At 71.6% G+C, this 23698-nt stretch carries 21 protein-coding genes and 1 pseudogene; 10 read left to right on the top strand and 12 right to left on the bottom strand.

The genetic code is table 11. The annotated features are described in order from the left end of the window. Positions 1-104: 104 nt before the first annotated feature. Positions 105-947: pseudogene (locus AB0E94_RS37385) on the top strand (FAD-dependent oxidoreductase); the annotation flags it as partial. Between the two features lie 6 nt (positions 948-953). On the opposite strand, the gene AB0E94_RS37390 reads toward AB0E94_RS37385, so the two are convergent. From AB0E94_RS37390 to AB0E94_RS37400, 3 genes are all read right to left on the bottom strand, one after another. Continuing rightward, complete coding sequence (locus tag AB0E94_RS37390) at positions 954-2666, bottom strand: substrate-binding domain-containing protein (RefSeq protein ID WP_360336321.1); 1713 nt, start codon at positions 2664-2666, stop codon at positions 954-956. 95 nt (positions 2667-2761) lie between these two features. Beyond that, entirely contained in the window at positions 2762-3520 is a 759-nt protein-coding gene (locus tag AB0E94_RS37395) for a class I SAM-dependent methyltransferase (RefSeq protein WP_360336323.1), read from the bottom strand. Between the two features lie 32 nt (positions 3521-3552). Beyond that, a complete protein-coding gene (locus AB0E94_RS37400) occupies positions 3553-4461 on the bottom strand; it encodes a LysR substrate-binding domain-containing protein (protein ID WP_360336436.1) in 909 nt (302 codons plus the stop codon). A gap of 71 nt (positions 4462-4532) precedes the next feature. Here AB0E94_RS37400 and AB0E94_RS37405 point away from each other — a divergent pair, with 71 nt between their 5' ends. Genes AB0E94_RS37405 through AB0E94_RS37415 form a run of 3 tightly spaced genes read left to right on the top strand, consistent with a single transcriptional unit; the run spans position 4533 to position 7968 of the window. Next, positions 4533-5273: a succinate dehydrogenase cytochrome b subunit gene (locus tag AB0E94_RS37405; RefSeq protein ID WP_360336325.1), complete on the top strand. Its 741-nt coding sequence runs from the start codon at positions 4533-4535 to the stop codon at positions 5271-5273. A gap of 2 nt (positions 5274-5275) precedes the next feature. Continuing rightward, positions 5276-7225 carry a fumarate reductase/succinate dehydrogenase flavoprotein subunit gene (locus AB0E94_RS37410; RefSeq protein WP_360336327.1) on the top strand — a complete coding sequence of 650 codons (1950 nt, stop codon included), beginning with the start codon at positions 5276-5278 and terminating at the stop codon, positions 7223-7225. After that, positions 7225-7968, top strand: a complete 744-nt coding sequence (locus tag AB0E94_RS37415) for a succinate dehydrogenase/fumarate reductase iron-sulfur subunit (RefSeq protein WP_360336329.1) — start codon at positions 7225-7227, stop codon at positions 7966-7968. The genes AB0E94_RS37410 and AB0E94_RS37415 overlap by 1 nt, the downstream gene beginning before the upstream one ends. A gap of 1362 nt (positions 7969-9330) precedes the next feature. Here the strand turns inward: AB0E94_RS37415 and AB0E94_RS37420 are convergent. Further along, positions 9331-9918 carry a TetR/AcrR family transcriptional regulator gene (locus AB0E94_RS37420; protein ID WP_360336438.1) on the bottom strand — a complete coding sequence of 196 codons (588 nt, stop codon included), beginning with the start codon at positions 9916-9918 and terminating at the stop codon, positions 9331-9333. Between the two features lie 41 nt (positions 9919-9959). Here AB0E94_RS37420 and AB0E94_RS37425 point away from each other — a divergent pair, with 41 nt between their 5' ends. Next, a complete protein-coding gene (locus AB0E94_RS37425) occupies positions 9960-11342 on the top strand; it encodes an FAD-dependent monooxygenase (protein WP_360336331.1) in 1383 nt (460 codons plus the stop codon). Here the strand turns inward: AB0E94_RS37425 and AB0E94_RS37430 are convergent. The 4 genes from AB0E94_RS37430 to metF form a co-directional block, all read right to left on the bottom strand. Continuing rightward, positions 11318-11809 carry a hypothetical protein gene (locus AB0E94_RS37430; RefSeq protein WP_360336333.1) on the bottom strand — a complete coding sequence of 164 codons (492 nt, stop codon included), beginning with the start codon at positions 11807-11809 and terminating at the stop codon, positions 11318-11320. The genes AB0E94_RS37425 and AB0E94_RS37430 overlap by 25 nt on opposite strands. 95 nt (positions 11810-11904) lie before the next feature. Then, positions 11905-12342 (bottom strand): HNH endonuclease, encoded by a 438-nt coding sequence (locus tag AB0E94_RS37435; RefSeq protein ID WP_360336335.1) that lies wholly within the window; start codon positions 12340-12342, stop codon positions 11905-11907. 127 nt (positions 12343-12469) lie between these two features. Further along, on the bottom strand, positions 12470-13114 hold the full coding sequence (locus AB0E94_RS37440; RefSeq protein ID WP_360336440.1) for a CDP-alcohol phosphatidyltransferase family protein: 645 nt from the start codon (positions 13112-13114) through the stop codon (positions 12470-12472). 25 nt (positions 13115-13139) lie between these two features. Next, the gene (gene metF / locus AB0E94_RS37445; RefSeq protein ID WP_360336337.1) at positions 13140-14066 is read right to left on the bottom strand and encodes a methylenetetrahydrofolate reductase [NAD(P)H]; all 927 of its coding nucleotides are present in this window, start codon (positions 14064-14066) and stop codon (positions 13140-13142) included. Between the two features lie 70 nt (positions 14067-14136). On the opposite strand from metF, the gene AB0E94_RS37450 reads away from it, so the two are divergent. Further along, entirely contained in the window at positions 14137-15207 is a 1071-nt protein-coding gene (locus AB0E94_RS37450; RefSeq protein WP_360336339.1) for a polyprenyl synthetase family protein, read from the top strand. A gap of 43 nt (positions 15208-15250) precedes the next feature. On the opposite strand, the gene AB0E94_RS37455 is transcribed toward AB0E94_RS37450, so the two are convergent. After that, positions 15251-15601 (bottom strand): Rv2175c family DNA-binding protein, encoded by a 351-nt coding sequence (locus tag AB0E94_RS37455; RefSeq protein ID WP_360336341.1) that lies wholly within the window; start codon positions 15599-15601, stop codon positions 15251-15253. A 9-nt stretch (positions 15602-15610) separates the two neighbouring features. On the opposite strand from AB0E94_RS37455, the gene AB0E94_RS37460 reads away from it, so the two are divergent. The 3 genes from AB0E94_RS37460 (at position 15611) to AB0E94_RS37470 (ending at position 19344) form a co-directional block, all read left to right on the top strand. Beyond that, a complete protein-coding gene (locus tag AB0E94_RS37460; RefSeq protein WP_360336343.1) occupies positions 15611-16342 on the top strand; it encodes a hypothetical protein in 732 nt (243 codons plus the stop codon). 135 nt (positions 16343-16477) lie between these two features. Then, on the top strand, positions 16478-18478 hold the full coding sequence (pknB, locus tag AB0E94_RS37465) for a Stk1 family PASTA domain-containing Ser/Thr kinase (protein WP_360336345.1): 2001 nt from the start codon (positions 16478-16480) through the stop codon (positions 18476-18478). Beyond that, the gene (locus tag AB0E94_RS37470) at positions 18475-19344 is read left to right on the top strand and encodes a deoxyribonuclease IV (RefSeq protein WP_360336347.1); all 870 of its coding nucleotides are present in this window, start codon (positions 18475-18477) and stop codon (positions 19342-19344) included. The genes pknB and AB0E94_RS37470 overlap by 4 nt, the downstream gene beginning before the upstream one ends. On the opposite strand, the gene AB0E94_RS37475 is transcribed toward AB0E94_RS37470, so the two are convergent. After that, positions 19313-20254, bottom strand: a complete 942-nt coding sequence (locus AB0E94_RS37475) for a LysR family transcriptional regulator (protein WP_360336349.1) — start codon at positions 20252-20254, stop codon at positions 19313-19315. The two genes, AB0E94_RS37470 and AB0E94_RS37475, sit on opposite strands and share 32 nt — an antisense overlap. Positions 20255-20325: 71 nt before the next feature. Between AB0E94_RS37475 and AB0E94_RS37480 the strand changes: the two genes are divergently transcribed. Beyond that, positions 20326-21039, top strand: coding sequence for a hypothetical protein (locus AB0E94_RS37480; RefSeq protein WP_360336351.1), 714 nt, complete (start codon positions 20326-20328; stop codon positions 21037-21039). Here AB0E94_RS37480 and AB0E94_RS37485 read toward each other — a convergent pair. Further along, positions 21024-22259 carry an IPT/TIG domain-containing protein gene (locus tag AB0E94_RS37485; protein WP_360336353.1) on the bottom strand — a complete coding sequence of 412 codons (1236 nt, stop codon included), beginning with the start codon at positions 22257-22259 and terminating at the stop codon, positions 21024-21026. The genes AB0E94_RS37480 and AB0E94_RS37485 overlap by 16 nt on opposite strands. A gap of 19 nt (positions 22260-22278) precedes the next feature. Next, positions 22279-23679, bottom strand: a complete 1401-nt coding sequence (locus AB0E94_RS37490; protein ID WP_360336355.1) for an IPT/TIG domain-containing protein — start codon at positions 23677-23679, stop codon at positions 22279-22281. Between the last annotated feature and the right edge of the window lie 19 nt (positions 23680-23698).

A 23698-nucleotide genomic window follows, 5' to 3' on the forward strand; every position in this document is an offset into this window, starting at 1 on the left:
CCGGGGCCGGGCCATTGGGGGGGCCCCGGCGGGGGCGTTGGGGGGTGCCCGCAACCCCGACGAACCCGTCAACTGAGCGGGGGGGGGCGGGGGGGCCCCCCCCCGCGATCCCCTACGCCGAACTGACGCACGGCGGCTGGTATCTGCCGGGCGGGCTGGGCACGCTGGCCGCGGCGCTGCGCGCGCGATGCGACGATCTGGGGGTACGCCTGGAGCTGGGTTCCGAGGTGGCCGCGATCGAGGCCGACGCCGCGGTACGCGGAGTGACCCTGCGTTCGGGCCGGTTCGTCCGCGCCGACGTGGTGGTGTCGAATGTGGACGCGATCACCCTGTACCGGGATCTGCTGCCGAGCCCGGCCCGGCTGACCGGGCTCGCCGACCGCAGCCTGGGCGGGTTCGTGCTGCTGCTGGGCGTGCGCGGGGACACCCCGGAGCTGGCCCATCACACGGTCTTCTTCCCGCGCCGCTACGACGCGGAGTTCGACGCGATCTTCCCGGGGCCGGGGCGGCGGGCCCGGCCGGTCGACGATCCGGCGGTGTTCGTCACCCGGGCCGTCGACCCGGCGGTCCGGCCGGACGGGCGGGAGGCGTGGTTCGTGCTGGTCAACACGCCCCGGCACGGAACCGGCGGGTCCGCTGTGGACTGGCGGCGGCCGGGGCTGGCGGACGCGTACGCCGGTCATGTCCTGGACGTGCTGGCCCGGCGCGGGGTGGACGTGCGGGATCGGCTGGAGTTCGTGGAGACGCGTACCCCGGCGGATCTGGCCGAGTCGGCGGGGGCGCCGGGCGGGGCGATCTACGGTACCGCGGGCGGCCTGCTGCGGCCTGGCAACCGCGGGCCGGTGGGCGGGCTGTACCTGGTCGGCGGTTCGGTGCACCCGGGCGGCGGCCTGCCGATGGTGACGCTGTCCGCCAAGATCGTGGCCGACGAGATCGGCCCGCCCTGACCCGTTCTACGACGAGCGGGTCGCCAGGAACGCCTTGGCCATCGCGGAGGCGAGGTCGGCCGGATTGCGGGCCCCGATCGCCTGGCCGCCCGTCGCCTTCGCCATCTCCCCCAGCGACTTCAGGTCGGCGCCCGGTCCGTAGCCGACCGCGAAGATCTGCACCGGCCGGGCCGGGTCGCGCCCGGCGTTGAGCCGTTTCAGGAACTCCTGCTGGCTCATCGCGAACCGGGTGCCGCCGTCGTCGCCGTCGGTGAGCACCACGACCACCGACGGGCGGCCGGGCTGGGCCTGCGCGCGCATCGCTTCGACACCGTCGAGAACACTCTGGTAGAGCGGTGTGCCGGCGCCCGTCCGCGGCCGGTACGAGCCGATCGCCTCGCCGAGCGCCTGCCGCCGGGGTTTGCCGTCGACGGCCGCGGTGATCGGCCCGAACGGGACCACCTCGGTGTGCGCGGGGTCGGCCGCCCCGGCCGCGCCGAAGTACCACATCCCGATCGTGGTCTCCTCGTTGAACAGCTCGGCCGCGCTGACCCCGGACTGGCGCAGCAGCGACGCCTTGGTCTCCGGCCCGGCGCCGATCTTCTCGTTCATCGAGCCGGAGTTGTCGATCAGCAGCAGCACCTGGAACGCCACGGTCTGGAACCCGGCCCACTGCTTGGCCGGGGTGAGCATCGCCGCCGCCGACTCCGGCAGGCGTGCGGTGCCCGCGGTGGGCTCGGTGCGGAACCCGGCCTCGGCCAGCTCCGGTCTGCTGATCGCCGTGCGCAGCTGCTCGACCAGGCCGGTCTTGACGCCCTTGCGGACCGCGAACGGGTAGTCCGCCTCGACCTGGCCGTCGACCGGCACCGCGGGTGTCAGCGAGACCTTGTGCCCGGCCTTCTGATAGGCGACGACCTGCTGCTCGACCACCGGGAAGACGCCGACGCCGAACGCGGCCGAACCGGCGTCCTCCTCCCGGGTCATCTGGGTGATCAGGGCGGTGGGGTCGGCGTTCGCCTTGGTGAGCCGGCTGCGCAGGGTCAGGGCGCGCAGCTGGGCGATGCCGGGGTCCTTCGTGGTCAGTGCCGTGGCGGCGTGCACGCCGTGGACGCTGAGCAGGCCGGTCGTGGTGATCAGCGGGTCGGGCATGTTGACGACCGGGACCCGTTCCTCGGTGACCGCCTTGATCAGCGTGGTCCAGGCGGTCTTGCCGTCCTTGGCGTACTGGTCGGCGAGCGCGGGCGGGGCGGCCAGCACGATCGGCGACCAGGCGAGGGTGGCGCCGGAGGTCTGGAAGCTGTGCTTGCGGTCGGCGGCGATCCGCAGCCAGACGCTCGACGACGGCACCCACACGTCGGGCTGTTCCTTGGCGTCGACGGTGACGCCCGGCTCCTCGGCGCGGACCACGATCGGCGCGCAGCGCTGCCCGGCCGGTTTGAGGTCGGCCGCGACCTTCTCGATCACCGGCGCGATCTCCGGGGCGGCGGCCACGACGAGCTCGGGGTCGGGGCAGGGGGTGACGGTGGGCGAGCTGACCGACGGAACGGGCGCGGCGCTGGGCTGCGCGGCGGGCGTGGACGTCCCGTTGCTCATCAGCCGCCAGGCGACGCCGCCGGCGACCAGCAGGACCGTGATCACCAGGACGGCGGCAAGCAGGAGCCGGCCGCGGCTGTGCGGCGCCTCGCTCCAGTCGCCGTGGTCCGGCGGAGGCAACTGCCTTGGCCACTCGTTGTCGGACATGCCACCTAGCCCCGTCGTTGAGGTCGGTACCGATGCCTGCCGGATAGTAGTCCGGTATTCATGTCCTGCAATGGTTCAGTAAGTAACGCGGCACATCAGGGCGCTATCCGAGGCTCAGCGATCGCGATCACTATCAGTTCGCCGTCCTCGCTGAGGCCGGCGGGCTCCCGGCTCCATCCACCGTAGAGCTGGTCGACCCGGAAACCGGCAGCGCGCAGAGTGTCACGCAGCGTGGTTTCGTCGCGGAATCGGTGCACCGCGGTGCTGGTCAGCTCCAATCCGTCCGGAAACAGATAGTGATGGACCACCGATACGGTGCGCTCGTCGGCGGCCGGGACGCTCTCCGTCCACGCGATCACCGACGAGCCGTCGGAGAGAACGATGGGCCGCTCGGTGCCGGCCCGGTCCCACCGCTGCCACGGGCGGGCGGCCGGGTCGCGGCTGTCCAGGATCAGCCGCCCGTCGACGAGCAGCGAGTCGCGCAGGGCATGCAGGGCGCCGGACCACTCCTCGTCGGTCACCATCAGCTCGGCGACGTGACCGGTCAGGAAGGCGGCGTCGAACGCGCGCGGCGGCAGCGCCTCGAAGGAACCCTCGATCCAGCGGACCCCGGCGGCGCCGGGCCGGCGGCGGGCGGCGTCGAGGCTGGCGCGGGCCGGGTCGACCGCGGTCACCTCGTGCCCGGCTCCGGCCATCGCGATCGCCAGGCGGCCGGTGCCGCAGCCGAGGTCGAGGACCCGGGGCGCCATGCGGTCGGCGAGGACCCGCATGAAGAAGTCGTCCTCCCAGCCCCAGGGGTGTTCGGCGTCGTAGACCTCGACCAGCCGGGGATCCCGGTACTCGCCATGCCACACCTCCGCAGCCTAAACGCGCCGCACCCGCTTGACTACCCGATGTGGACGGTGGCCGCGCAGTGCTCGATGACGACCTCGCGGAGCGCGGCGGCGGCATGCGACATGATCGCGCCGCGGCGCTGGGCCAGGGCGATGGTGCGGCGCATGCCGGGTGGCGCGAGCGGGGTGGCCCGCAACAGTGGACGGTTGGTCAGCACCATGCTCGGCACCAGGGCGACGCCGAGGCCGGCCTCGACGAAGGCGAGCACCGCGTCCATCTCGCCGCCCTCGACGGCGAACTTGGGGGTGAAGCCGGCCCGCTCGCAGGCCTGGAGGGTGACGTCACGGATGTCGTAGCCGTCGCGGAACATCACCATCGGGGTGTGCCGCAGCTCGATCAGGTCGAGCTGGCGGGCCACGGTGGGCGGCGGGCCACTCGCGACCGACGCGACCACCAGGCTCTCCCGGAGCAGCTCGGCGGTCTCCAGGGCCGGGTCGACGCCGTGCTCGGGCTGCACGATGAGGGCCAGGTCGAGGGTGTGCGCGAGCAGGTCCGCGATCATGTCCTGCGAGCTGCCCTCGGTCACGTGCAGCCGGATCCCGGGGTGGTGCGAGCGGTACGCCCGGAGCACCGACGGCACCAGCGAGGAGCAGAGGCTGGGGGTGGCGCCGAGGCGGATCTCGCCACGCCGGAGCCCGACTATGTCGGCGACCGCGTCCCGTGCCGCATCCGCGTCCGCGATCATCCGCTGTGCCAGCGGGAGCAGGGTTTCTCCGGCTACGGTGAGGGTCACGCCCCCACGGATGCGCTCGAAGAGTGGCGCGCCGAGTGACATCTCAAGGGTGTGAATCTGCTTACTCAGGGTTGGTTGGGAGACGCCCAATTCATCCGCCGCTTGGGTGAAATGTCGCGTCTCTGCCACCGCTACGAAGTACCTGAGTTGTTGCAGCTGCACCTTAATAGCTTACGGCTATGGAGAGCAGCACCTGCATGCATTAGACGAATCGATCGGGACTTTCTACCGTCCAAGTTGTGGCGGTAGACACTCCTATTCCCAAGACGACCAAGGCTGCGGGTGCGACGGCACGCCCCACGCCGCCGAAGTCGGTCCGGCCCTCGTCGGTCGTACTCAAATTGATCATGGCGGCCAGCGGCGCGCTGCTGGTCTTCTTCCTCTTCGCGCACGCGGCCGGCAACCTCAAGATCTTCGTGGGCGAGTCGGACTTCGACCACTACGCGGAGTGGCTGCGGGAGCTCGGCACCCCCCTGCTGCCGCACGCCTGGTTCCTCTGGATCCAGCGCTTCGGCCTGCTGGCCGCGATCGGCCTGCACATCTGGGCGGCGGCCGCGCTGACCATCCGCGCCAAGAAGGCCCGGCCGGTCAAGTACGCCCACCGGCCGAAGGTGCAGGGCAGCTACGCCGCACGCACCATGCGCTGGGGCGGCGTGATCATCGTGCTGTTCGTGATCTGGCACATCCTCGACCTGACCCTGGGCAAGGTGAACCCGGCCGGCGGCGACTCCGCCCCGTCCGAGCGGGTGGTCGAGGGCTTCGCTCCCGACCGCTGGTACGTGACCCTCTTCTACGTCCTCGCGGTCGTGGCCGTCGGTTTCCACCTGCGGCACGGCATCTGGAGCGCGGCCCGCACGATGGGCCAGCAGACGATCAAGGGCGAGCGCCGGGCCAAGGCGATCGCCCTGACGCTCTCGGTGATCCTGGTCGCGATGTACCTCTCGGTGCCGATCGCGGTCCTGACCGGATTGGTGGGTTGATCATGACGGCTAACGACTTCTGGGCCGACGGCGAGCCGGTCTTCGACAAGGCCGCCCCGGACGGGCCGGTCGAGACCCGCTGGGAGCGGCGCAAGTTCTCCGCCAAGCTGGTCAACCCGGCGAACCGCCGCAAGCTGACGGTCATCGTGGTCGGCACCGGCCTGGCCGGCGGCTCGGCCGCGGCAACCCTGGCCGAGGCCGGGTACCGGGTCAAGTCCTACTGCTACCAGGACAGCCCGCGCCGCGCGCACTCGATCGCCGCGCAGGGTGGCATCAACGCCGCGAAGAACTACCGCAACGACGGCGACTCCGTCTACCGGCTGTTCTACGACACGGTCAAGGGCGGCGACTTCCGCGCCCGCGAGTCGAACGTCTACCGCCTGGCCCAGGTGTCGGTGAACATCATCGACCAGTGCGTGGCCCAGGGCGTCCCGTTCGCCCGCGAGTACGGCGGCCTGCTCGACAACCGCTCGTTCGGCGGCACCCAGGTGTCCCGGACCTTCTACGCCCGGGGCCAGACGGGCCAGCAGCTGCTGCTCGGCGCGTACCAGGCCCTGGAGCGCCAGATCGGCCTCGGCAACGTCGAGATGAACGCCCGGCACGAGATGCTGGAACTGATCATCGTGGACGGCAAGGCCCGCGGCATCGTGGTCCGCGACATGGTCACCGGCGAGATCACCACCGAATTCGCCGACGCCGTGGTGCTGGCCTCCGGGGGCTACGGCAACGTCTTCTTCCTGTCCACGAACGCCAAGGGCTGCAACGTCACCGCGTCGTGGCGGGCGCACCGCAAGGGCGCGCTGTTCGCGAACCCCTGCTACACGCAGATCCACCCGACCTGCATCCCGGAGTCCGGCTCGCACCAGTCGAAGCTGACCCTGATGTCGGAGTCGCTGCGCAACGACGGCCGGGTCTGGGTGCCGAAGAAGGCCGCCGACTGCCCGAAGCCGGCCGGTGCGATCGCCGAGGAGGACCGCGACTACTACCTGGAGCGGATCTACCCGTCGTTCGGCAACCTGGTGCCCCGGGACATCGCGTCGCGGGCCGCCAAGAACGTCTGCGACGAGGGCCGCGGCGTCGGCCCCGGCGGCCTCGGCGTGTACCTGGACTTCGCCGACGCGATCAAGCGGCTGGGCCGCAAGGCGGTCGAGGCGAAGTACGGCAACCTCTTCGAGATGTACGAGCGGATCACCGGCGAGGACCCGTACGAGACGCCGATGCGCATCTACCCCGCCGTGCACTACACGATGGGTGGCCTGTGGGTCGACTACGACCTCCAGTCGACGATCCCCGGCCTGTTCGTGGTGGGCGAGGCTAACTTCTCCGACCACGGCGCCAACCGGCTCGGCGCGTCCGCGCTGATGCAGGGCCTGGCCGACGGCTACTTCGTGCTCCCGAACACGATCAGCAACTACCTCGCGGCCGGCCCGTTCCCCGCGGTGACCGAGTCGGACGCCCCGGTGGTCGAGGCCCGGAAGCAGGTCGAGGACCGGATCGAGAAGTTCCTGTCGATCGACGGCGACCGCACCGTGGACTCGTTCCACCGCGAGCTCGGCCAGATCATGTGGGAGTACTGCGGCATGGAGCGGACCGAGGAGGGCCTGACCAAGGCCATCGGCCTGATCCGGGCGCTCAAGGAGGAGTTCTGGACCCGGGTGAAGGTGCCGGGCAAGGGCGAGGAGCTCAACCAGAACCTGGAGAAGGCCGGCCGGGTCGCCGACTTCATCGAGCTCGGCGAGCTGATGTGCATCGACGCGCTGCACCGGCGGGAGTCCTGCGGCGGCCACTTCCGGGCCGAGTCGCAGACCCCGGACGGTGAGGCGCTGCGCCACGACGACCAGTTCAGCTACGCGGCGGCCTGGGAGTACTTCGGCGCGGACGGCAAGCCGGTCCTGCACAAGGAAGACCTCAACTTCGAGTACGTCCACCCGAGCACGCGGAGCTACAAGTAATGGACATCAAGGTCAGGGTGTGGCGTCAATCCGGCCCCTCGGCCGGCGGCAAGATGGTCACCTACGACGTGCAGGGGATCTCCCCCGACGCGTCGTTCCTCGAGATGATCGACGTGCTCAACGAGACGCTGATCCTCTCCGGCGACGACCCGATCGCGTTCGACCACGACTGCCGTGAGGGCATCTGCGGCGCGTGCAGCATGGTGATCAACGGGGTGGCGCACGGCCCGGAGAAGGCCACCACCACCTGCCAGCTGCACATGCGCAAGTTCTCCGACGGCGACGTGATCGACGTCGAGCCGTGGCGGGCCGCCGCCTTCCCGGTGATCAAGGACCTGGTCGTCGACCGCAGCGCCTTCGACAAGATCATCCAGGCCGGCGGTTACATCACCGTCCCGACCGGCACCGCGCCGGACGCCCACGCCACGCCGGTGCCCAAGAAGGACGCCGACGCGGCGTTCGAGGCGGCCACCTGCATCGGCTGCGGCGCCTGCGTGGCGGCCTGCCCGAACGGCTCCTCGATGCTGTTCACCGCCGCGAAGATCACCCACCTCGGCCTGATGCCGCAGGGCCAGCCGGAGCGCGACAGCCGCGTCCTCGACATGCTCCAGGCGCAGGACGACGCCGGTTTCGGCGGCTGCACCAACGCCGGCGAGTGCACCACGGTCTGCCCCAAGGGCATCCCGCTGAGCCTCATCGGCCGCCTGAACAGCGACTACCGCAAGGCGCTCAGCAAGCACTGACCGCCCCCTGACTCCAGGTACCGGCCACAACGGCGTGTCCGGTACCCGGCTTCTTCGGATGCCCGGCACAACGGCGTGCCGGGCATCCGGTTTTAAAGACCTTCGCAGCGGTACGCCGTGGGCCGCCCCCACCCGCAGCCACCCCGCCCGTGGCTCCAACGCGACGCCCGCGGCAGCCCGGCCCGCAACGCGACCGCCGGGGCGTACCGGTGGCTCCGGCTGGCTCCCACTGCTGCACCACCCGGCCCTCGAGCCGATCTTGCACGTCTGTGCTCGCTCGCGGCGATCTTGCACGGTTCTCCACGCCCCGGCGAGACACGCCCCGGCGAGGAAACGCCTGCAAGGTCCACGCCAGGACGTGGACCTTGCACGATTACGCACCCCAGGACGTGAACTCGAGATTCGTCATTTAGGGATCGTTTGCTTCGGTCGCGCCGGCCTGGCATCACTGCAGGGCGCACCGGTTCTTCGCCCGGGCCGTGTTGCCGGTGGGCCTTCCGCCGGACGCGGCCGCCGGTCCTTCGGCCGGACGCGACCGCCGGCCCTTCGGCCAGACGCGACCGCCGGCCCTTCGGCCAGACGCGGTCGCCAGTGTTCGGCCCGGCATGGTCGCCAGCACGCGACGACCAGCGCACACGATGCGGCAACGTGCGACTTCACCCTCGCCGGGACGACGGCAGGCGCACGCGGACGGCACAACGTGTGCGCCCGTCCCCGTCAGAGCGAAGCAGGCGCACACGATCGGCGAACGTGTGCGCTGACCACCGCTGCGACCGGCGGACCCGCCCTCGGCGGCCCGCTCCCGGCACCGCCTCCGGACGGCCGCCCAAGGTCATAAAACCTCACGATGATCTTGCAAGGTTCGCTGAGGATGACACTGACCAGGGCGAAGGCGAGATTCACCCCAGCGTCGACCCTGACCGGCGATGTCGCTGCGCAAAATGGCGAAACTCGAGACGTGAAGAACCGTGCAAGATCGCCGCGAGGGGGCAAAGACGTGCATGATCCCGAAGCCCGCGAAGGGAACACCGGAGCTGCACGGAACCACCCGAACCCCCGAACGCTATATAACTGGATAAATCTGGCGCACCGCTGAAGTCGCCGGTCGATACCAGCCCCCACAGATCCCGCATAGCCGGCACTCGCCGCGCCTCACGCGCGCCAAGAAAAACGGTGACCCCGGCGGCTGATCAAGGAACCGCACGAATGCGCTGACACAGGGCCAACAGCGAGAGCCGGCCCGGGGTTCGGCGGCGTAGCCGCCGCTCGGTGACCGCCGCATTCAGCCCGGCGGCCGCGAATCGGCCGGGAGCGGCGCCTGCCTCGCGTGGTAGCCACGGGGCTCTGCGCAATTCGTACAATCTATGGGTTCTGCCCGCCGAGACCGGTGTGCAGGAACGTGGTCAGGGCCTCGATCGTTTCGGTCTCGCCGGCCGCCGGATCCGGGTCGGCGAACCACGCGGCGGCGACCGACGAGAGCGTCGCGGTGAAGAACGACGCCCCGACCAGCGGGCCGCCCGGCGGCCGTAGCCCGGCCAGATGATCGGCGATGTGGCGCAGGTCGGGCTCGAGCATCTCGCGGCTGCGGCGCGCGAACTCCTCGTCGACGGTCGCGGCCTGCTGGAGCGCCGACATGACCGCGCGATGGTCGCGGTAGAAGGCCCAGTAGACGGCGACGTGCCAGCGCACCGCCGCCCGGTCGCGGAAGTCGTCCAGATGGCCGGCCAGCTCGGCGCTGGCGTCGCCCTCGGCGAGCAGGCCGGCCAGCAGCGCCTCCAGCAGCTTCTCCTTGCTCGGGAAATGCTTGTAGAAGGAGCCGGTGGCCCGCCCGGCCTCGGCCGTGATGTCAGTGATCTTGGCGTTCAGGTAGCCCACCCGCTCGAACACCCGGATCGCGGCCGCCTTCAGTTCCAGCTCGGTCTGCGCAGCCTGCTGTGCGCGCGTGCCCATCACCACTTGACGGAGGTTACCAGCGGCCGTACGGTGAATCCGTGTTCACTGAATCAGAATTCACCGTAATCGCAGGCGCCGGGCCGACCGGGCTCACCCTGGCCCGCCAGCTCGACCGGCACGGCGTGCCGTACCGGATCGTGGAGAAGTCGGCGAAGCCGTTCGACGGCTCGCGCGGCAAGGGCCTGCAACCCCGCACCCTCGAAGTCCTCGACGACCTCGGGCTGGTCGAGCGCTTCCTGGCGGCCGGCGGCGACTACCCGGAGCTGCTGGCGCATCTGCCGGACGGCGGGACCCACCGGTTCCGCCTCGACGAACAGCACGCGCCGACCCCCTCGGTCCCCTGGCCGAACATGCTGATGCTCCCCCAGTGGCACACCTCCGAGCTGCTCGCCGACGGCATCGGCGTGGAGTTCGGCGTCGGGCTCACCGGTTTCACCCCGATCGACGGCGGCATCCGGGTCACCCTGGACACCGGCGAGACCGTGGACGCCCGCTGGCTGGTCGGCGCGGACGGCGGGCGCAGCACCGTCCGCAAGCTGGCCGGCATCGGTTTCGAGGGCGAGACCCACGAGGAGGAGCGGATGTTCATCGCCGACGTCCGGCTCACCGGCCTCGACCGCGACCACTGGCACGTGTGGCCCGGCGAGGGGCGGGCGTTCCGGCTCGGGCTGTGCCCGCTGCCCGGGGACGGCTGGTTCCAGCTCACCGCTCCGCCGTCGGATCTCACCCCGGCCGAGCTGGTGGCCGCCGTCGATCCGTCGATCACGGTCACCGAGGTGGGCTGGACGTCCGAGTTCCGGGCCAACATGCGGATGGCGTCCCGGTTCCGGGCCGGGCACGTGTTCCTCGCCGGGGACGCCGCCCACGTGCACTCACCGGCCGGTGGGCAGGGGCTCAACACCGGCATTCAGGACGCGTACAACCTGGGCTGGAAGATCGCCACCGGCAGCTCGGCGGTTCTGGACACCTACGAGGAGGAGCGGCTGCCGGTCGCCGCGTCGGTCCTCGGGATCAGCACCCACCTGCACCGGCGGCACGTCGAGGGCGCCGACGACGCGATGCGCCGGGACGACCCGGTGCTGCGACAGCTGTCGCTCGGCTATCGGGGCGCCACCCTCGCCGCGGAGCACCGGCCGCGGCCCGGCGGGGTTCGTGCCGGTGACCGGGCGCCGGACGCGCCCCTCCACACCGGCGGGCGGATCTTCGACCGGCTGCGCGGGCCGCACGCCACCCTGCTGGCCTTCGACTGGGCGGCGCCGCTGCCCGAGCTGTCCGTTCCGGTCCATCACGTCACCGAGGCCGCGCCGGTCTACGGCACCGACGGGCCCACACTGCTCCTCGTCCGGCCGGACAACTACGTCGGCTGCGCCACCCACGACGTGGCCGACGTGGTCGCCTATCTGGGACGGCTCGGGTTCTGAGACTCGGCCCGGAGACGCTCCACCGAGGCTCGCAGCGGCTGCGGCAGCAGCCGGTTCTCCAGATCGCCGAGAGCGGCGGTCACCAGGTCGTAGAGGGCGCCGGCCGGGGCGTCCGGAGCGGCCGAGAGGGTTTCCCGGACCAGGGCGGCACGGGTGAACCGGGCGTCCCAGCGGCGGTCCGCGCCGATTCGCCGGTACAGGTCGACCGCCTGTTCACGCAGGCGGGAGGCGCTGTCGCCGTAGCCCTGATCGAGCTCCTGCCGGCGGGGCAGCGAATCGCGTTCGGCGGCCTCGGCCAGGTGGCGGCGGCGCTGCTCGGCGGCCTGGCGGCTGCCGAGTCCGAGCGCGGCGGCGATGGCCGGCCAGGTCACGCCGGAACGCCGGGCCCGATCGATCAGCTCCAGTTCCTCGGCGTCGAGCCGGGCCCGCCGCTCGCGGATCTCCCGCAGCCCGTCCAGTTCCGCCACCCGCTCTCCCCTTTGTCTCCGTCGCATTCTCGCCGACGGAAAGAGGGCGGCCGGCGAGTCCCCGTGTCAACTCGCCGGCCGCCCGAGAGGAAGGCTCAGAGATGGGCGGACCAGACCGGCGCGAACGGCGTGATGCGCAGCGGCATCCGGGCCTCGGCCGGGGTGCGGTCACCCTTGCGGTTGTTGCAGCGCCCACACGCCGCGACGGTGTTCAGCCATTCGTTGCGGCCACCCCGCGAACGCGGCAGCACGTGGTCGATGGTCGACGCGCCGTCACCGCAGTAGGCGCACCTCCGCCCGTCACGCACCAGCACACCGGCCCGCGACCAGCCCGGACCACGGCCACGACGCCACCGCGTCACCACATAGGACACCAGCCGCACCACGGTCGGCACCGGATAGACACCCATCCGGGTGTCCGGCTGCGCCTCGTGAACCACGGCGACCTGACGGAACAGCATCCGGATCGCATGCCGGAGGCTGACCCGGTGCAGCGGCCCGCAGTCGGCGTTCAGAACCAGAACCGCACTCATTTCGTCACCCCCCGGAAAATCGTTTGCGCTTTAGCGAAATCACAGCTCAGGACCGTTCCAGCCCGCTCGGATCCGCTGTAGAAAAAATAGGCCCGGCATCGATCACCGACAACCCAATAAACGCGGGTCAGCGCAGCGCGCGATGGACCGCGACAATGAGCTGCGCCAGGCCGACGACCTGTAGCAGCAGCCAGACGGCCGCGGCGACGGGCAGCACGAGGGTCGTCACCGGCGCCAGGAGCAGGCCCGTCACGGCCACCGAGACGCGGGTCGGCCGCTCCCCCACGGTCACCGCGCCGATCTCGGTCATCCCGGCGGTGGCGGCCCGGGCCCGCAGGTATTCGTGCAGCCAGCTGCCCGCGCCGGCCGCCACCGCGAGCCAGGCGGGAACTCCGGCCAGCCAGAACGCGGTCAGCCAGGCGGCCTCACCGAGACGATCGGCGACCGAGTCGTACACGTGCCCGGCCCTGCTCACCCGCCCGGACACCACCGCGACCGCGCCGTCCAGCCCGTCGGCGACGGCGGCCAGCAGCACCAGCAGCGCGCCGGCGGCCAGGCCGGCCGGACCGGCCAGGCCGATCACCACCGGCACGGCGAGACACAGCAGCAGACCGGCGAGGGTCACCGTGAGCGGCGCGATCCGCTTACGACTTAGAAAGGACCCGATCCGGTACGCGCAGAGCACCCACCCACGGACCGGAGGCGAGGCGCTTCGCGGATCGAAGCCACCATGCAGCCGTGACCACGCCGCCACATAGTCGTCCCAGCCCATCACACCGCCGGCGGGTGGGGGCACGTCAGGCGGCGGCTGCGGCGACCTCGGAGGGGGCCAGGAGCTGCCAGACCTCGCGGGTCGCGGTGGAGCGGTTGAGGGTGATGAAGTGGATGCCCGGCACGCCCTCGTCCAGCAGCCTGGCGCACATCTCGGCACACATCTCGATGCCCAGCGCCCGGACCGCCTCCGGATCGCCGGCCAGACGCTCGAAACGTGGCAGCAGCGCCGCCGGGAACGGGGCGCCGGAGAATTTCGTCGCCATCTCGATCGTGGCCATCTGGGTCACCGGCATCAGCCCCGGCAGGATCGGGGTGTCGCAGCCCTCGGCAGCGACCCGGTCACGCAGGCGCAGGTAGTCGTCGGCGTCGAAGAACATCTGGGTGATCGCGAAATCGGCGCCGGCCCGGCACTTGCGGACGAAGGCCCGGGTGTCGCTCTCCACGTCGGCCGAGCGCGGATGTTTGTAGGGGAAGGCGGCCACCCCGACGCTGAAGTCTCCCGACTCGCGGATCAGCCGGACCAGCTCCTCGGCGTAGAGCACACCCTGCGGATGCCGGATCCACTCGCCGGTGGGGTCGCCGGGCGGGTCGCCCCGGACGGCCAGGATGTTGCTGATGCCGGCCCCGGCCAGCCGGCCGATCACGTTGCGCAGCTCGGCGACCGAGTGGTCGACCGCGGTGAGGTGCGCCATCGGCAGCAGGGTGGTCTCGGTGGCGACCCGCTCGGTGACCGCGACCGTGGTGTCCCGGGTGGTGCCGCCGGACCCGTAGGTGATCGACACGAAGCTGGGCCGCAGCGACTCCAGCTCCCGGATCGCCTGCCAGAGGCGCTCCTCGCCGACCGGTGTCTTCGGTGGGAAGAACTCGAACGAGAACGTCGGCGCCGAGCCGCGGACCAGATCACCGACGGACGGCGTGCCGGGCAGCCGGGAGGGAAGTCCGAGAGCCATGACCGGAACTCTACCGTCGGGTTTTCCCCGGCTGAACAGGGCCGGAGGGCATTAGATAGCGTCTGGAAGGGTGACGAACTCTCCGCTCGAGCGGGCCGGTCTGCGGCCCCGCGTCGACAAGGCCCTCTCCGGTTTCCTCGCGACCCAGCGGGCGCACCTGCTGGAGATCGACCCGGCGCTGGCCGAGGTGGCCGATGCGGTGTCGGCGTTCGTGCTGGGCGGCGGCAAGCGGCTGCGGCCGGCGTTCGCCTACTGGGGGTTCCGGGGCGCCGGTGGCATCGACTCGGACGAGGTGGTGGCGGCCGTCTCGGCGCTGGAGCTGGTCCAGGCGAGCGCGCTGATCCACGACGACCTGATGGACCGGTCGGACACCCGGCGCGGCGAGCCCTCGGTGCACCGGCGGTTCGAGCTGCTGCACCGGCGGGAGGGCTGGCGCAGCGACGCGGCCGGGTTCGGTGACTCGGCGGCGGTGCTCCTCGGCGACCTGGCGCTGGTCTGGTCGGACGATCTGCTGCACACGTCCGGGATGGGCCTGGCCGAGCTGGCCCGGGCGCGGCCGGTCTTCGACCTGATGCGGACCGAGGTGACCGTCGGGCAGTACCTGGACGTGCTCACCCAGGCGACCGCCGACACGTCGCTGGAGCGGGCCGGCAAGGTGGCCCGGTTCAAGTCGGCGAAATACACGGTGGAGCGGCCGCTGCTGCTGGGCGCGGCGCTGGCCGGGGCGGGCCCGGCGGTCTCCGCGTCGTACACGGCGTTCGGCCTGCCGCTGGGTGAGGCGTTCCAGATGCGTGACGACGTGCTCGGGGTGTTCGGCGATCCGGCGCAGACCGGCAAGCCGGCCGGTGACGACCTGCGCGAGGGCAAGCGCACCTACCTGGTGGCGTCGGCGCTGGCGGCGCTCGGCACGGCCGGTCGCGCCGAGCTGGACGCGGCGCTGGGTGATCCGGCGCTCGACGACGCGGGCGTGGAACGGCTGCGGGCAATCATCCGGGAGTCGGGCGCGCTGGACGCCACCGAGGCCCGGATCGACGCGCTGAGCCGGGAGGCGCTGACGGCGCTGGACGCGGCGCCGATCGAGCAGGAGGCGCGCGAGGTGCTGCTGGCGCTGGCCGACGCGGCGACCCGGCGCTCGGTCTGACGCGCCTCCCGACCTAGTGGCATAGATCACATAGAGGCGCTGGTCAGAAGCCCAGCGCCTGCGCGCGCCGTTTCGCCTCGCGGGCCCGGTCGCCGCCGAGCGCCACCGCCGCGTTGCCGCCGAGGCTCTCGTCCGGCTCGTACAGCCACCCGAGGGCCTCTTCGTCGTTGTACCCGGCGTCATGGAGCAGGGTCAGGACACCGGGCAGGTGCTTCAGCACCGTGGCGTTCGCCACCAGCTCGGCGGGCACCACCCGGATGCCGTCCCGGCGGACCGCGAGCAGCGATCCCTCGCGGATCAGCTGGTGCACCTTGCTGATCGTCACACCGAGCTTTTCGGACACATCCGGCAGCGGGATCCAGTCGGAGGGGCCGGGGGTTACGGGTTCGGTCACCTGTACAGCGTGCCAGACCAGATCGGAGAACTGTTGATGAGCCTGTGGCGCAACATCCGTGCGGAGATGGCCGGGGCCTGGCGGTCCCTTCGCTACGACCTGGCCCGGCGCCCGGCGGGCCGCGGCGCGGCAGAGCCGGACGTCACGTCGACCGGGATGAACACGTTCCCGGGATCGCTCGTCGACATGCCCGCCGAGCCGGTGGCGGCCGGGGAACGGCCCCCACGGCGATTTGTCGCGGTTGCTGCTTTCTGCGCGCTGGCGCTGGCCGGAGCGGCCGGGGCCTACCTCGTCGCGACCACCGCCTTCGCCGGGCGGATGACCGACCCGCCGGCAGCCGCGCCGGAGGTCGCCCCGCCGCCACCCAGGCCGCCCGTCTTCGAGGCCGCGCCGGAGGCCGCCGCACCGCCCGCGAAGGGCGGTCACGCCGGGATGGGCCGCACTCCCCGCCGGTCGCACACCAGCTCGCCGAAGCCCGCCACGACCACCGCCACGGTCATCGTGACACCCCCGCCGAGCAGGGAGAACACCCGGCCGGCGGCGCCTGTCACGACCCCGCCGGACTGCGACTGCGACACGCCGCCGGTGCCGACGCCGACCGCGCCGGACCCCTCCGCGCCGGCCTCCGCCTCACCCAGCGGCACAGCCGGCCCGAGCCCGAGCTCCCCGGCCGTGCCGAGCCTCGACGGTGGCGTCTGGACGTGGCTCAGTGACAGCCATCACCGCCGCAGCCCAGAGTGACAAATCCGTAATTTCGCCTGATGTGAACGGCTTCCACGTCAATCAGCCCAGGTCATCGGCGTTTGGGTACCCGTTTGGACTCAGCTGTGACATCCTGGGCCACCCCCACTGGAAAGACACATACACTTCACGCCGATGGACACCACAGTCGCCGATACGTTGATCGGCACAACGATTGACGGGCGCTACCGGATCACCGGTCGCGTCGCCCGTGGTGGCATGGCGACCGTCTACCGGGCCACCGACGAGCGGCTTGAGCGCACCGTCGCGCTGAAGATCATTCACCCGTCGCAGGCCACCAACGTCCACTTCGTCGACCGTTTCACCGACGAGGCCAAGACGATCGCCCGCCTGACGCACCCCAATGTCGTGGCGGTCTACGACCAGGGGCGCCACCAGGGCCTGCCCTACCTGGTGATGGAGTTCGTGCAGGGCCGCACCCTGCGTGACCTGCTGAGCCAGCGCACCCGGCTGAACCCGGTCGAGGCGCTCGCGATCCTCGAGCAGATGCTCGCCGCGATCGCCGCCGCACACCGCGCCGGCCTGGTGCACCGCGACGTCAAGCCAGAGAACGTGCTGGTCGCCGAGGCGCCCAGCGGCGGCGCGTCGGACCTGGTGGACGCCGTGGTCAAGGTGGCCGACTTCGGTCTGGCCCGGGCCATCGAGGCGAGCACCGTCGACGACTCCGGCCAGCTCATGGCCACGGTGGCGTATGTCGCTCCGGAACTGGTGCAGAACGGGCACGCCGACGCGCGTACCGATGTGTACTCGGCCGGCATCGTGCTCTTCGAGATGCTGACCGGCCGGGTGCCGTACGACGGCAAGGAGCCGATCGAGGTGGCCTGGCAGCACGTCGACAACGACGTGCCGGCGCCCTCGTCGATCATCCGCGGCCTGCCCCCGGTGCTGGACCGGCTCGTCGCCCGGGCCACCCGGCGCGACGCCGGCTCACGCCCGACCGACGCCGGCGCGTTCCTGTCCGAGGTGCAGGCCACCCGCGACGGTCTCGGCGTGCAGCACGTCGACACCGCGCTGATGCGCCAGGTCCCGGGCGCCCCCGGCACCTCCGACGCGACCCGGATCGTCCCGGCCATCCCGTCGGCCGACGCCACCGCGATGGTGCCCCCGGTTCCGGCCGGCACCGCCTATCAGGCGTCGCACCGCCCGTCCTGGGCCCGGCTTCCGGAGCAGGGCGGCGGCCGTAACACGGGTCCGCACCGCCGGGCCGCGGCGCCGGCCGGTGGACTGTCCGGCTTCTTCGAGGACCGGCGCCGGGTCGTGCTGACCGCGCTGGTCGCGGTGATGGCGCTGGTCGTGCTGGGCAGCACCTGGTGGGTGACGCTCGGGCGCTACACCGAGACGCCACGGCTGCTGACGATGAGCCAGGACCAGGCCACCGCGTACGCCAAGCAGGAGGGTTTCACGATCATCCTGGGTGACGGCAAATTCAGCGAGACGGTGGCGAAGGGCTCGGTCCTGGAGCAGAACCCCGGGCCGCAGGACAAGATCGTCCAAGGTGACAGCATCACCGTCATCCTGTCGCTCGGCCCCGAGGTGCACCCGGTGCCCGAGCTGGAGGGCCAGGAGCTGGCGTCCGCCAAGGCCCAGCTGGACGCCCTGAAGCTGAAGGTCAAGCAGGGCAAGGGGCAGTACAGCGACACCGCGCCGGAAGGCTTCGTGCTGTCCACCGACCCCAAGGCGGGCACCGAGCTCAAGCCCGGCGAGACCGTCACCCTGGTGCTGAGCAAGGGCAAGGCGCCGGTCACCATCCCCGACCTGGTGGGCAAGAACATCAACGAGGCCCGGCAGCTGCTCAACGAGCGCGGTCTCCAGGCCGTGGAGAACTCGGCGGACAGCGACAAGCCGGCCGACGAGGTGCTCAGCCAGTCGCCCAAACCGGGCACCGGCGTGGAAAAGAACACCCAGGTCACCCTCACGATCAGCAAGGGCCCCGCGCAGATCATCCTGCAGGACGTGACCAACCAGCCATGCCAGCAGGCGGCTCAGGCGCTCCAGGCCCAGGGAGTCCAGGTCCAGTTGAACGGCGACCCGAACCAGACGGCACGGCAGATGAACCCGGGCCCGGGCACTCCGGTCGCGCCGCAGAGCGTCGTCCAGCTGGTGTGCTTCCTGTGACGCTGCGCCGGATCGGATCACACACCAAGACGTCGGGAGGGCTGGCCAAGGCGGCCCTCCCCTACGTCGACGCCGCGGGTTCGGAGACCCTTCAGGTGTACGTCTCCAACTCCCGTGGCTGGGCCCTGCCGCCCGGTGACCCGAAGCAGGACGTGCTGTTCCGGGACGGGATCGGCGAGCGCGGGCTGCCCGCCTACATCCACGCGTCGCTGCTGGTGAACCTGGGTTCGCCGACCGAGCTGACGGTGGAGCGCTCGATCGCCACGCTGGAGCACGCGCTGCTGCGCGGCAAGGCGATCGGCGCGACGGCCGTCGTCTACCACGCCGGCAGCTCGGTCGACGAGGCGCACGCCGAGAAGGCCATGCACCAGCTGCACGAGCAACTGCTGCCGCTGCTCGACCGGGCGGCTGCCGAGGAGCTGCCGAGACTGCTGGTCGAGCCGAGCGCGGGCGGCGGCCGGAGCCTGGCGTCGAAGGTGCAGGACCTGTCGGCCTACCTGGCGGCCGTGGAGCAGCACCCGTGGCTGGGCGTCTGCTTCGACACCTGCCACGCCTGGGCGGCCGGGCACGACCTGGCCACCCCCGGCGGCATGACGTCGACGCTCGACGCGCTCGTCGAGGCGGCCGGGCCGGGCCGTCTCCAGCTGATCCACGCGAACGACTCGAAGGACGAGTGCGGCTCGACCCGGGACCGGCACGAGACGATCGGCAAGGGCCGGATCGGCACGGAGCCGTTCGCCGAGCTCTTCGCCCACCCGGCGACCGAGGGCATCCCGGTCATCGTGGAGACGCCGACGGTCGAGCACGAGGGGCACGCCGCGGACATCGCGCTGCTCAAGGGGCTGCGTTCGTCAGAAGCTCGCTGAGCCGGGCCGCCGGTGCGCCGGCGCCCGGCGTGGTCAGCAGCTCCACCCGGTGCACCATCCGCGGCAGCGGGACGCCACCGGCCACACTCACGGATGCTCTCGCGGACAGGGACACGCTCGCAGGCAGGCACACGCTCGCCGGCAGAGACACGCTCGCCGGCAGGCACACGCTCGCCGGCAGGCACAGGCTCGCCGGCAGGACCGTGAGCCCGTGGCCGGCCTCGACCAGCCCGAGCAGGACCGCCACGTCGGCGCCCTCGTAGCGCAGCCCGGCACGCAGGCCGTCCACCGGCAGGCTGGTCAAGGGCGAGACCATCGGAGCGTCGATCCAGTACGCCTCCGTCAGGTCGGCGAGGTCCACGGTCCGGCGGGCCGTCAGCGGATGATCGCGGGGAACCGCCACCACGGCGGTGTCCTCGGCCACCCCGATCGCCCCGGCCAGCGGGAGCGGCAGCGGGTCGTTGGGCGCGGTGAACCCGTCGACCAGGGCGATGTCGATCTCCCCGGCGGCGGCTGCGGCGACGATCCGGTCCCGGCTGTCGACCAGCACCCGGCTGTCGAGGCGGGCCGACTCGGCGCGGATCGCGGCCAGCGCGCCGGCGACCCGCGGGGACCACGCGAGCGGGGTCAGCCCGACGATCAGCCGGCCGGGTGGCGCCACCGCCCGGGTCACGTCGGCGCGGGCCGCGGCGAGCCGGGTCAGCAGGATCGTGGCGTGCCGTCGCAGGCGTTCCCCGGCCGGGGTGAGGCCGACCGGCCGGCGGGTCAGCAGCGGGGTGCCGAGGTCGGCCTCGAGGAGCGCGATCTGCTGCGAGACGGCCGACTGGGTGTAACTGAGACGCTGGGCGGCGGCCGAGAACGAGCCGGTCTCGGCCACCGCCACGAACGTGCGCAGCAGGTGCGGGTCCACATCAGGAATGCTAATGCCGAGAACAGCAGACATCGTTGGACCTGATCTCGCCGGCGGACGAGAGTGGAGGCATGAAGAGAATCGCCCTGGTCGGCGATCGGTCACCGGCCGTTCGCGCGCACAACCGGATCCCCACCCTGCTCGACGTGCTGCGCGACGAGGAGGACCTCGACGTCTACTGGATCCCGACGCCCGACGCCGAGGACCCGGCGGCCCTGCGCGGGTTCGACGGGATCTGGCTGGTGCCGGGCAGCCCGTATCGCAGCCCCGAGGGCGGCGTCACCGCGGCCCGGGTGGCCCGGCTCGACGGCATCCCGTTCCTGGGCACGTGTGGGGGCTTCCAGCACGCCATGCTCGAGTTCGCGCGGCACGAGTGCGGGTTCGTCAACGCGAGCCACTCGGAGTATGCGGAGGGCGAGGAGGAGAGCGCCGACTCGCTCATCGTCGAGCTGTCCTGCTCGCTGGCCGGGCACGAGGCAGCCGTCGAGGTGACGCCGGGGTCACTGATCGAGCAGTTGCTGGGCACGTCCCGCACGGTGGAGCGCTACCACTGTTCGTATGGTCTGGCCGGCGCCCACCTCGACCTGCTGACCGCCCACGGGATGCGTTTCACCGGCCGTGACGAGAGCGGCGAGGTGCGGGTGGCCGAGCTGCCCGGCCACCCGTTCTTCCTCGCCACTCTGTTCCAGCCCGAGCTGGCCGGCGACGGTTCCGATCCGCACCCGATCGTCCGCGGCTTCGTCCGGGCGGTGGTCACCGCCGGCGGTCGTCAGTTGACCGTGTAACTGAATGTGGCGGCCGCGGTGAAGCGGCTCGTCTTGCCGTTGCCGGTGGTGAATCCGATCTGGACCGGGCCGGGCGCGTCAGCCGGCGGGACGGTGCAGAGGAAGGACAGTGCCGTGCTGGTGCCCTGCTTGACGCAGGTGGCTGCCTTGTCGCCGAACCGGAAATCGGTGGCCTCCGCCAGGTTGGCGCCCGCCGCCCGGATGGTGACCCGTTTACCGCCCGCCACCGAGCCGGTCGGGGTGGACACGCTGACCACGACCGGGGCCATGGTGATCGTGGCCGGTTCACCGGCGATCCCGTCGTGGATGATCTTCACCGGCACGGTGTCGGTGCTGGCGGCCGGCACGTTGATCCGCATCCGGTTCTCGTCGATGTAGGTGGGCTGGAGTGTGCGGCTGCCCACGACCACCGCGATCTTCTCGGCGGTGAATGACTTGACGTCGGCGCCGAGTTCAGCGCCGGTGACCGTCAGCACCACCTGTCCGCCTGTCGCCTTGGCCACAGGTGTTCCGGAGAGGCCGAGCGGCGCCCGGTAATTGACCCGGCTGGTGGCGGTGACCGGGCTGGCCCCGCCGGTCGAGACGACCCGCACCGGGGTGACGCCGTTCGAGCCGGCCGGCGCCACCGCGGTGATCTTGACAGCCGACAGGACGGTGAAGGAGGTGGCGTTCACCTCACCGAATTTGACTGACTCCGGGTTCGTGGCGTCGACACCGAGGAATCCGGTGCCGGTGATCGTCACGGTGGCGCCGCCGCCGGCGTTGAGCACGGCCGGCGCCACGATGGCCACGCCCGGGGTGTATCCGACCTGGTCGGTCGACTCGGGACCCGCGACTCCGGCCTTGAGCAGCCGCATCCGCGCGGCGGTGGCCCTGGTGGTCGGCGGGGCGGTCACCTTGAGGTGGGTCGCGTCCACCCAGGCGACCGGAGCGATGGTCTCGCCGATCTTCGCGGTGATCCGGAGCGCCGCGAAGGCTTTCGCCGAGTCGCCCACGGTTCCGCCTTCGACGGTCACCGGGATGACGGTGCCGCCGCCCGCCTTCGCCGCGATCATGTCCTCGAAGTCGGCGACGAGTGCCACCGGGTCGGCGAGCGCTCCGGTCTCCAGCGCTCCGGTCTGTTGCCCGGCCGCGGCCGCCTCGGTGGACAGGGCGGTCGCGGCGACGACGGCGAGCGCGGCGAGGCCGGTGATCCGGCGGGACTTCTGTGAAATCGCCATGGAAGTGATCTCCGGTGTCTCAGTCGAGGTCGGTGTAGCTGAACGTCGCGGCCGCGGTGAACCCGCTGGCGACACCGGTGTCCGTGGTGAACCGCACCCAGACCGGTCCGGCCTCGGCGGCGGGCGGCGCGACACAGGCGTACCCGCTCTTGACGGGCGAGCACTCGGCCACGGTGTCGCCGAACCGGAAGTCGGTGATGGCAGTCGCTCCGGCCACCTGGACCGTGATCAGTTTTCCGCCGGTGACCGAGCCGGAGCTGACCGACAGGCTGGTCACCACCGGGATGACCGGGAGGGTGGCGATGCCGGTGACGGCGCCGTTCTTCAGTGTCAGGGTCGCCGACTCACCGCTCTGCGGCGGCAGGAGGATGCTCAGGTGGGTCGGGTCCACCCAGGTCGCGGTGACCTTGGTGGTGCCCAGCAGCAGGCTGATGCCCGAGGCGGCGAAGCTCTTGGCGTCGGCGCCGAGCGTCCCGCCGGCGATGGCCAGGGTGTGCGATCCGCCACTGGCCCGGATGAAGGCGCCGCCCGAGGTGTCCACAGTGAGCACGTCCACGTAGGTGACCCGGGCCGTGGCCGACTCCGGGCTGCTCGCAGCCGGCGTCTTCACCACCACCGCGACCGGCCCGCCGTCTCCGCCGGGGGCGGTGGCCTCGATCACCGTGTCCGAGACGACCTCGAACGACGCCGCCGGGGTGCCGCCGAAGGTGACCGCGCCGGGATCGTCCGGGTCGACCGTGCCGAAACCGCCGCCGACGATCCGGACGGTGTCGCCGCCCTCGGCGCTGACCCGGGCCGGGGTGATCGTGGTGACCCCCGGCACGTAGGTGACCGTCGCCGTGGACGCCGGCCCGGCGAACTCGCCCTGGAGCAGTCTGACCGTGACCGGTCCCAGCTCGGTGGTCGCCGGCACGGTGATCTTCACCCGGTCGGCGTTCACGTAGGCGACCTTCGCGGCCACCTCGCCGACCCGTGCGGTGACCTTCAGGGCGGTGAACTCGCTGGCGGTGCCGAGCGAGCTGCCGTTGACGTCGGCCAGGATCTCGGCGCCACCGGTGGCGGACACCGTGACGCTCTCGAACTCCACCCCGATCGGCGCCCGGTAGGAGAACGTCGCCGTCCGGCTCACGCTGACGCCGTCACCGTTGGCGACGGTGATGCGTACCGTGCCCGGGACGCCCGGTGGCGCGACCGCCACCAGCTTGGTGTCACTTACCACCACGAAGCGGTCGGCCGGGAGGTCGCCGAACTTCACCGCGGTGGCGTCCTCGCGGTTCACCGACTTGAAGCCCGACCCGAGCACGGTGACGACCGCGCCGCCGTCGACCGAGCCGGCCGACGGGCTCAGACGGTCGATGACGGGGACCGCCGCAAGCGGTCTGACCGGCCCGGAGGCCGGCCACACTCGGCCGGCGCCCACGGAGTCCGCCGAGAAGGCG

It is taken from the genome of Actinoplanes sp. NPDC026670, assembly GCF_040638175.1.
In the GTDB taxonomy this organism is placed as follows: domain Bacteria; phylum Actinomycetota; class Actinomycetes; order Mycobacteriales; family Micromonosporaceae; genus Actinoplanes.

Bases quoted from the DNA above. Each gene is read 5' to 3' on its own strand.
- AB0E94_RS37390 (WP_360336321.1), bottom strand. From the start codon at position 2,666: ATGTCCGACAACGAGTGGCCAAGGCAGTTGCCTCCGCCGGACCACGGC.
- AB0E94_RS37410 (WP_360336327.1), top strand. From the start codon at position 5,276: ATGACGGCTAACGACTTCTGGGCCGACGGCGAGCCGGTCTTCGACAAG.
- AB0E94_RS37415 (WP_360336329.1), top strand. From the start codon at position 7,225: ATGGACATCAAGGTCAGGGTGTGGCGTCAATCCGGCCCCTCGGCCGGC.
- AB0E94_RS37420 (WP_360336438.1), bottom strand. From the start codon at position 9,918: ATGGGCACGCGCGCACAGCAGGCTGCGCAGACCGAGCTGGAACTGAAG.
- AB0E94_RS37435 (WP_360336335.1), bottom strand. From the start codon at position 12,342: ATGAGTGCGGTTCTGGTTCTGAACGCCGACTGCGGGCCGCTGCACCGG.
- AB0E94_RS37440 (WP_360336440.1), bottom strand. From the start codon at position 13,114: ATGGGCTGGGACGACTATGTGGCGGCGTGGTCACGGCTGCATGGTGGC.
- metF (WP_360336337.1), bottom strand. From the start codon at position 14,066: ATGGCTCTCGGACTTCCCTCCCGGCTGCCCGGCACGCCGTCCGTCGGT.
- pknB (WP_360336345.1), top strand. From the start codon at position 16,478: ATGGACACCACAGTCGCCGATACGTTGATCGGCACAACGATTGACGGG.
- AB0E94_RS37480 (WP_360336351.1), top strand. From the start codon at position 20,326: ATGAAGAGAATCGCCCTGGTCGGCGATCGGTCACCGGCCGTTCGCGCG.
- AB0E94_RS37485 (WP_360336353.1), bottom strand. From the start codon at position 22,259: ATGGCGATTTCACAGAAGTCCCGCCGGATCACCGGCCTCGCCGCGCTC.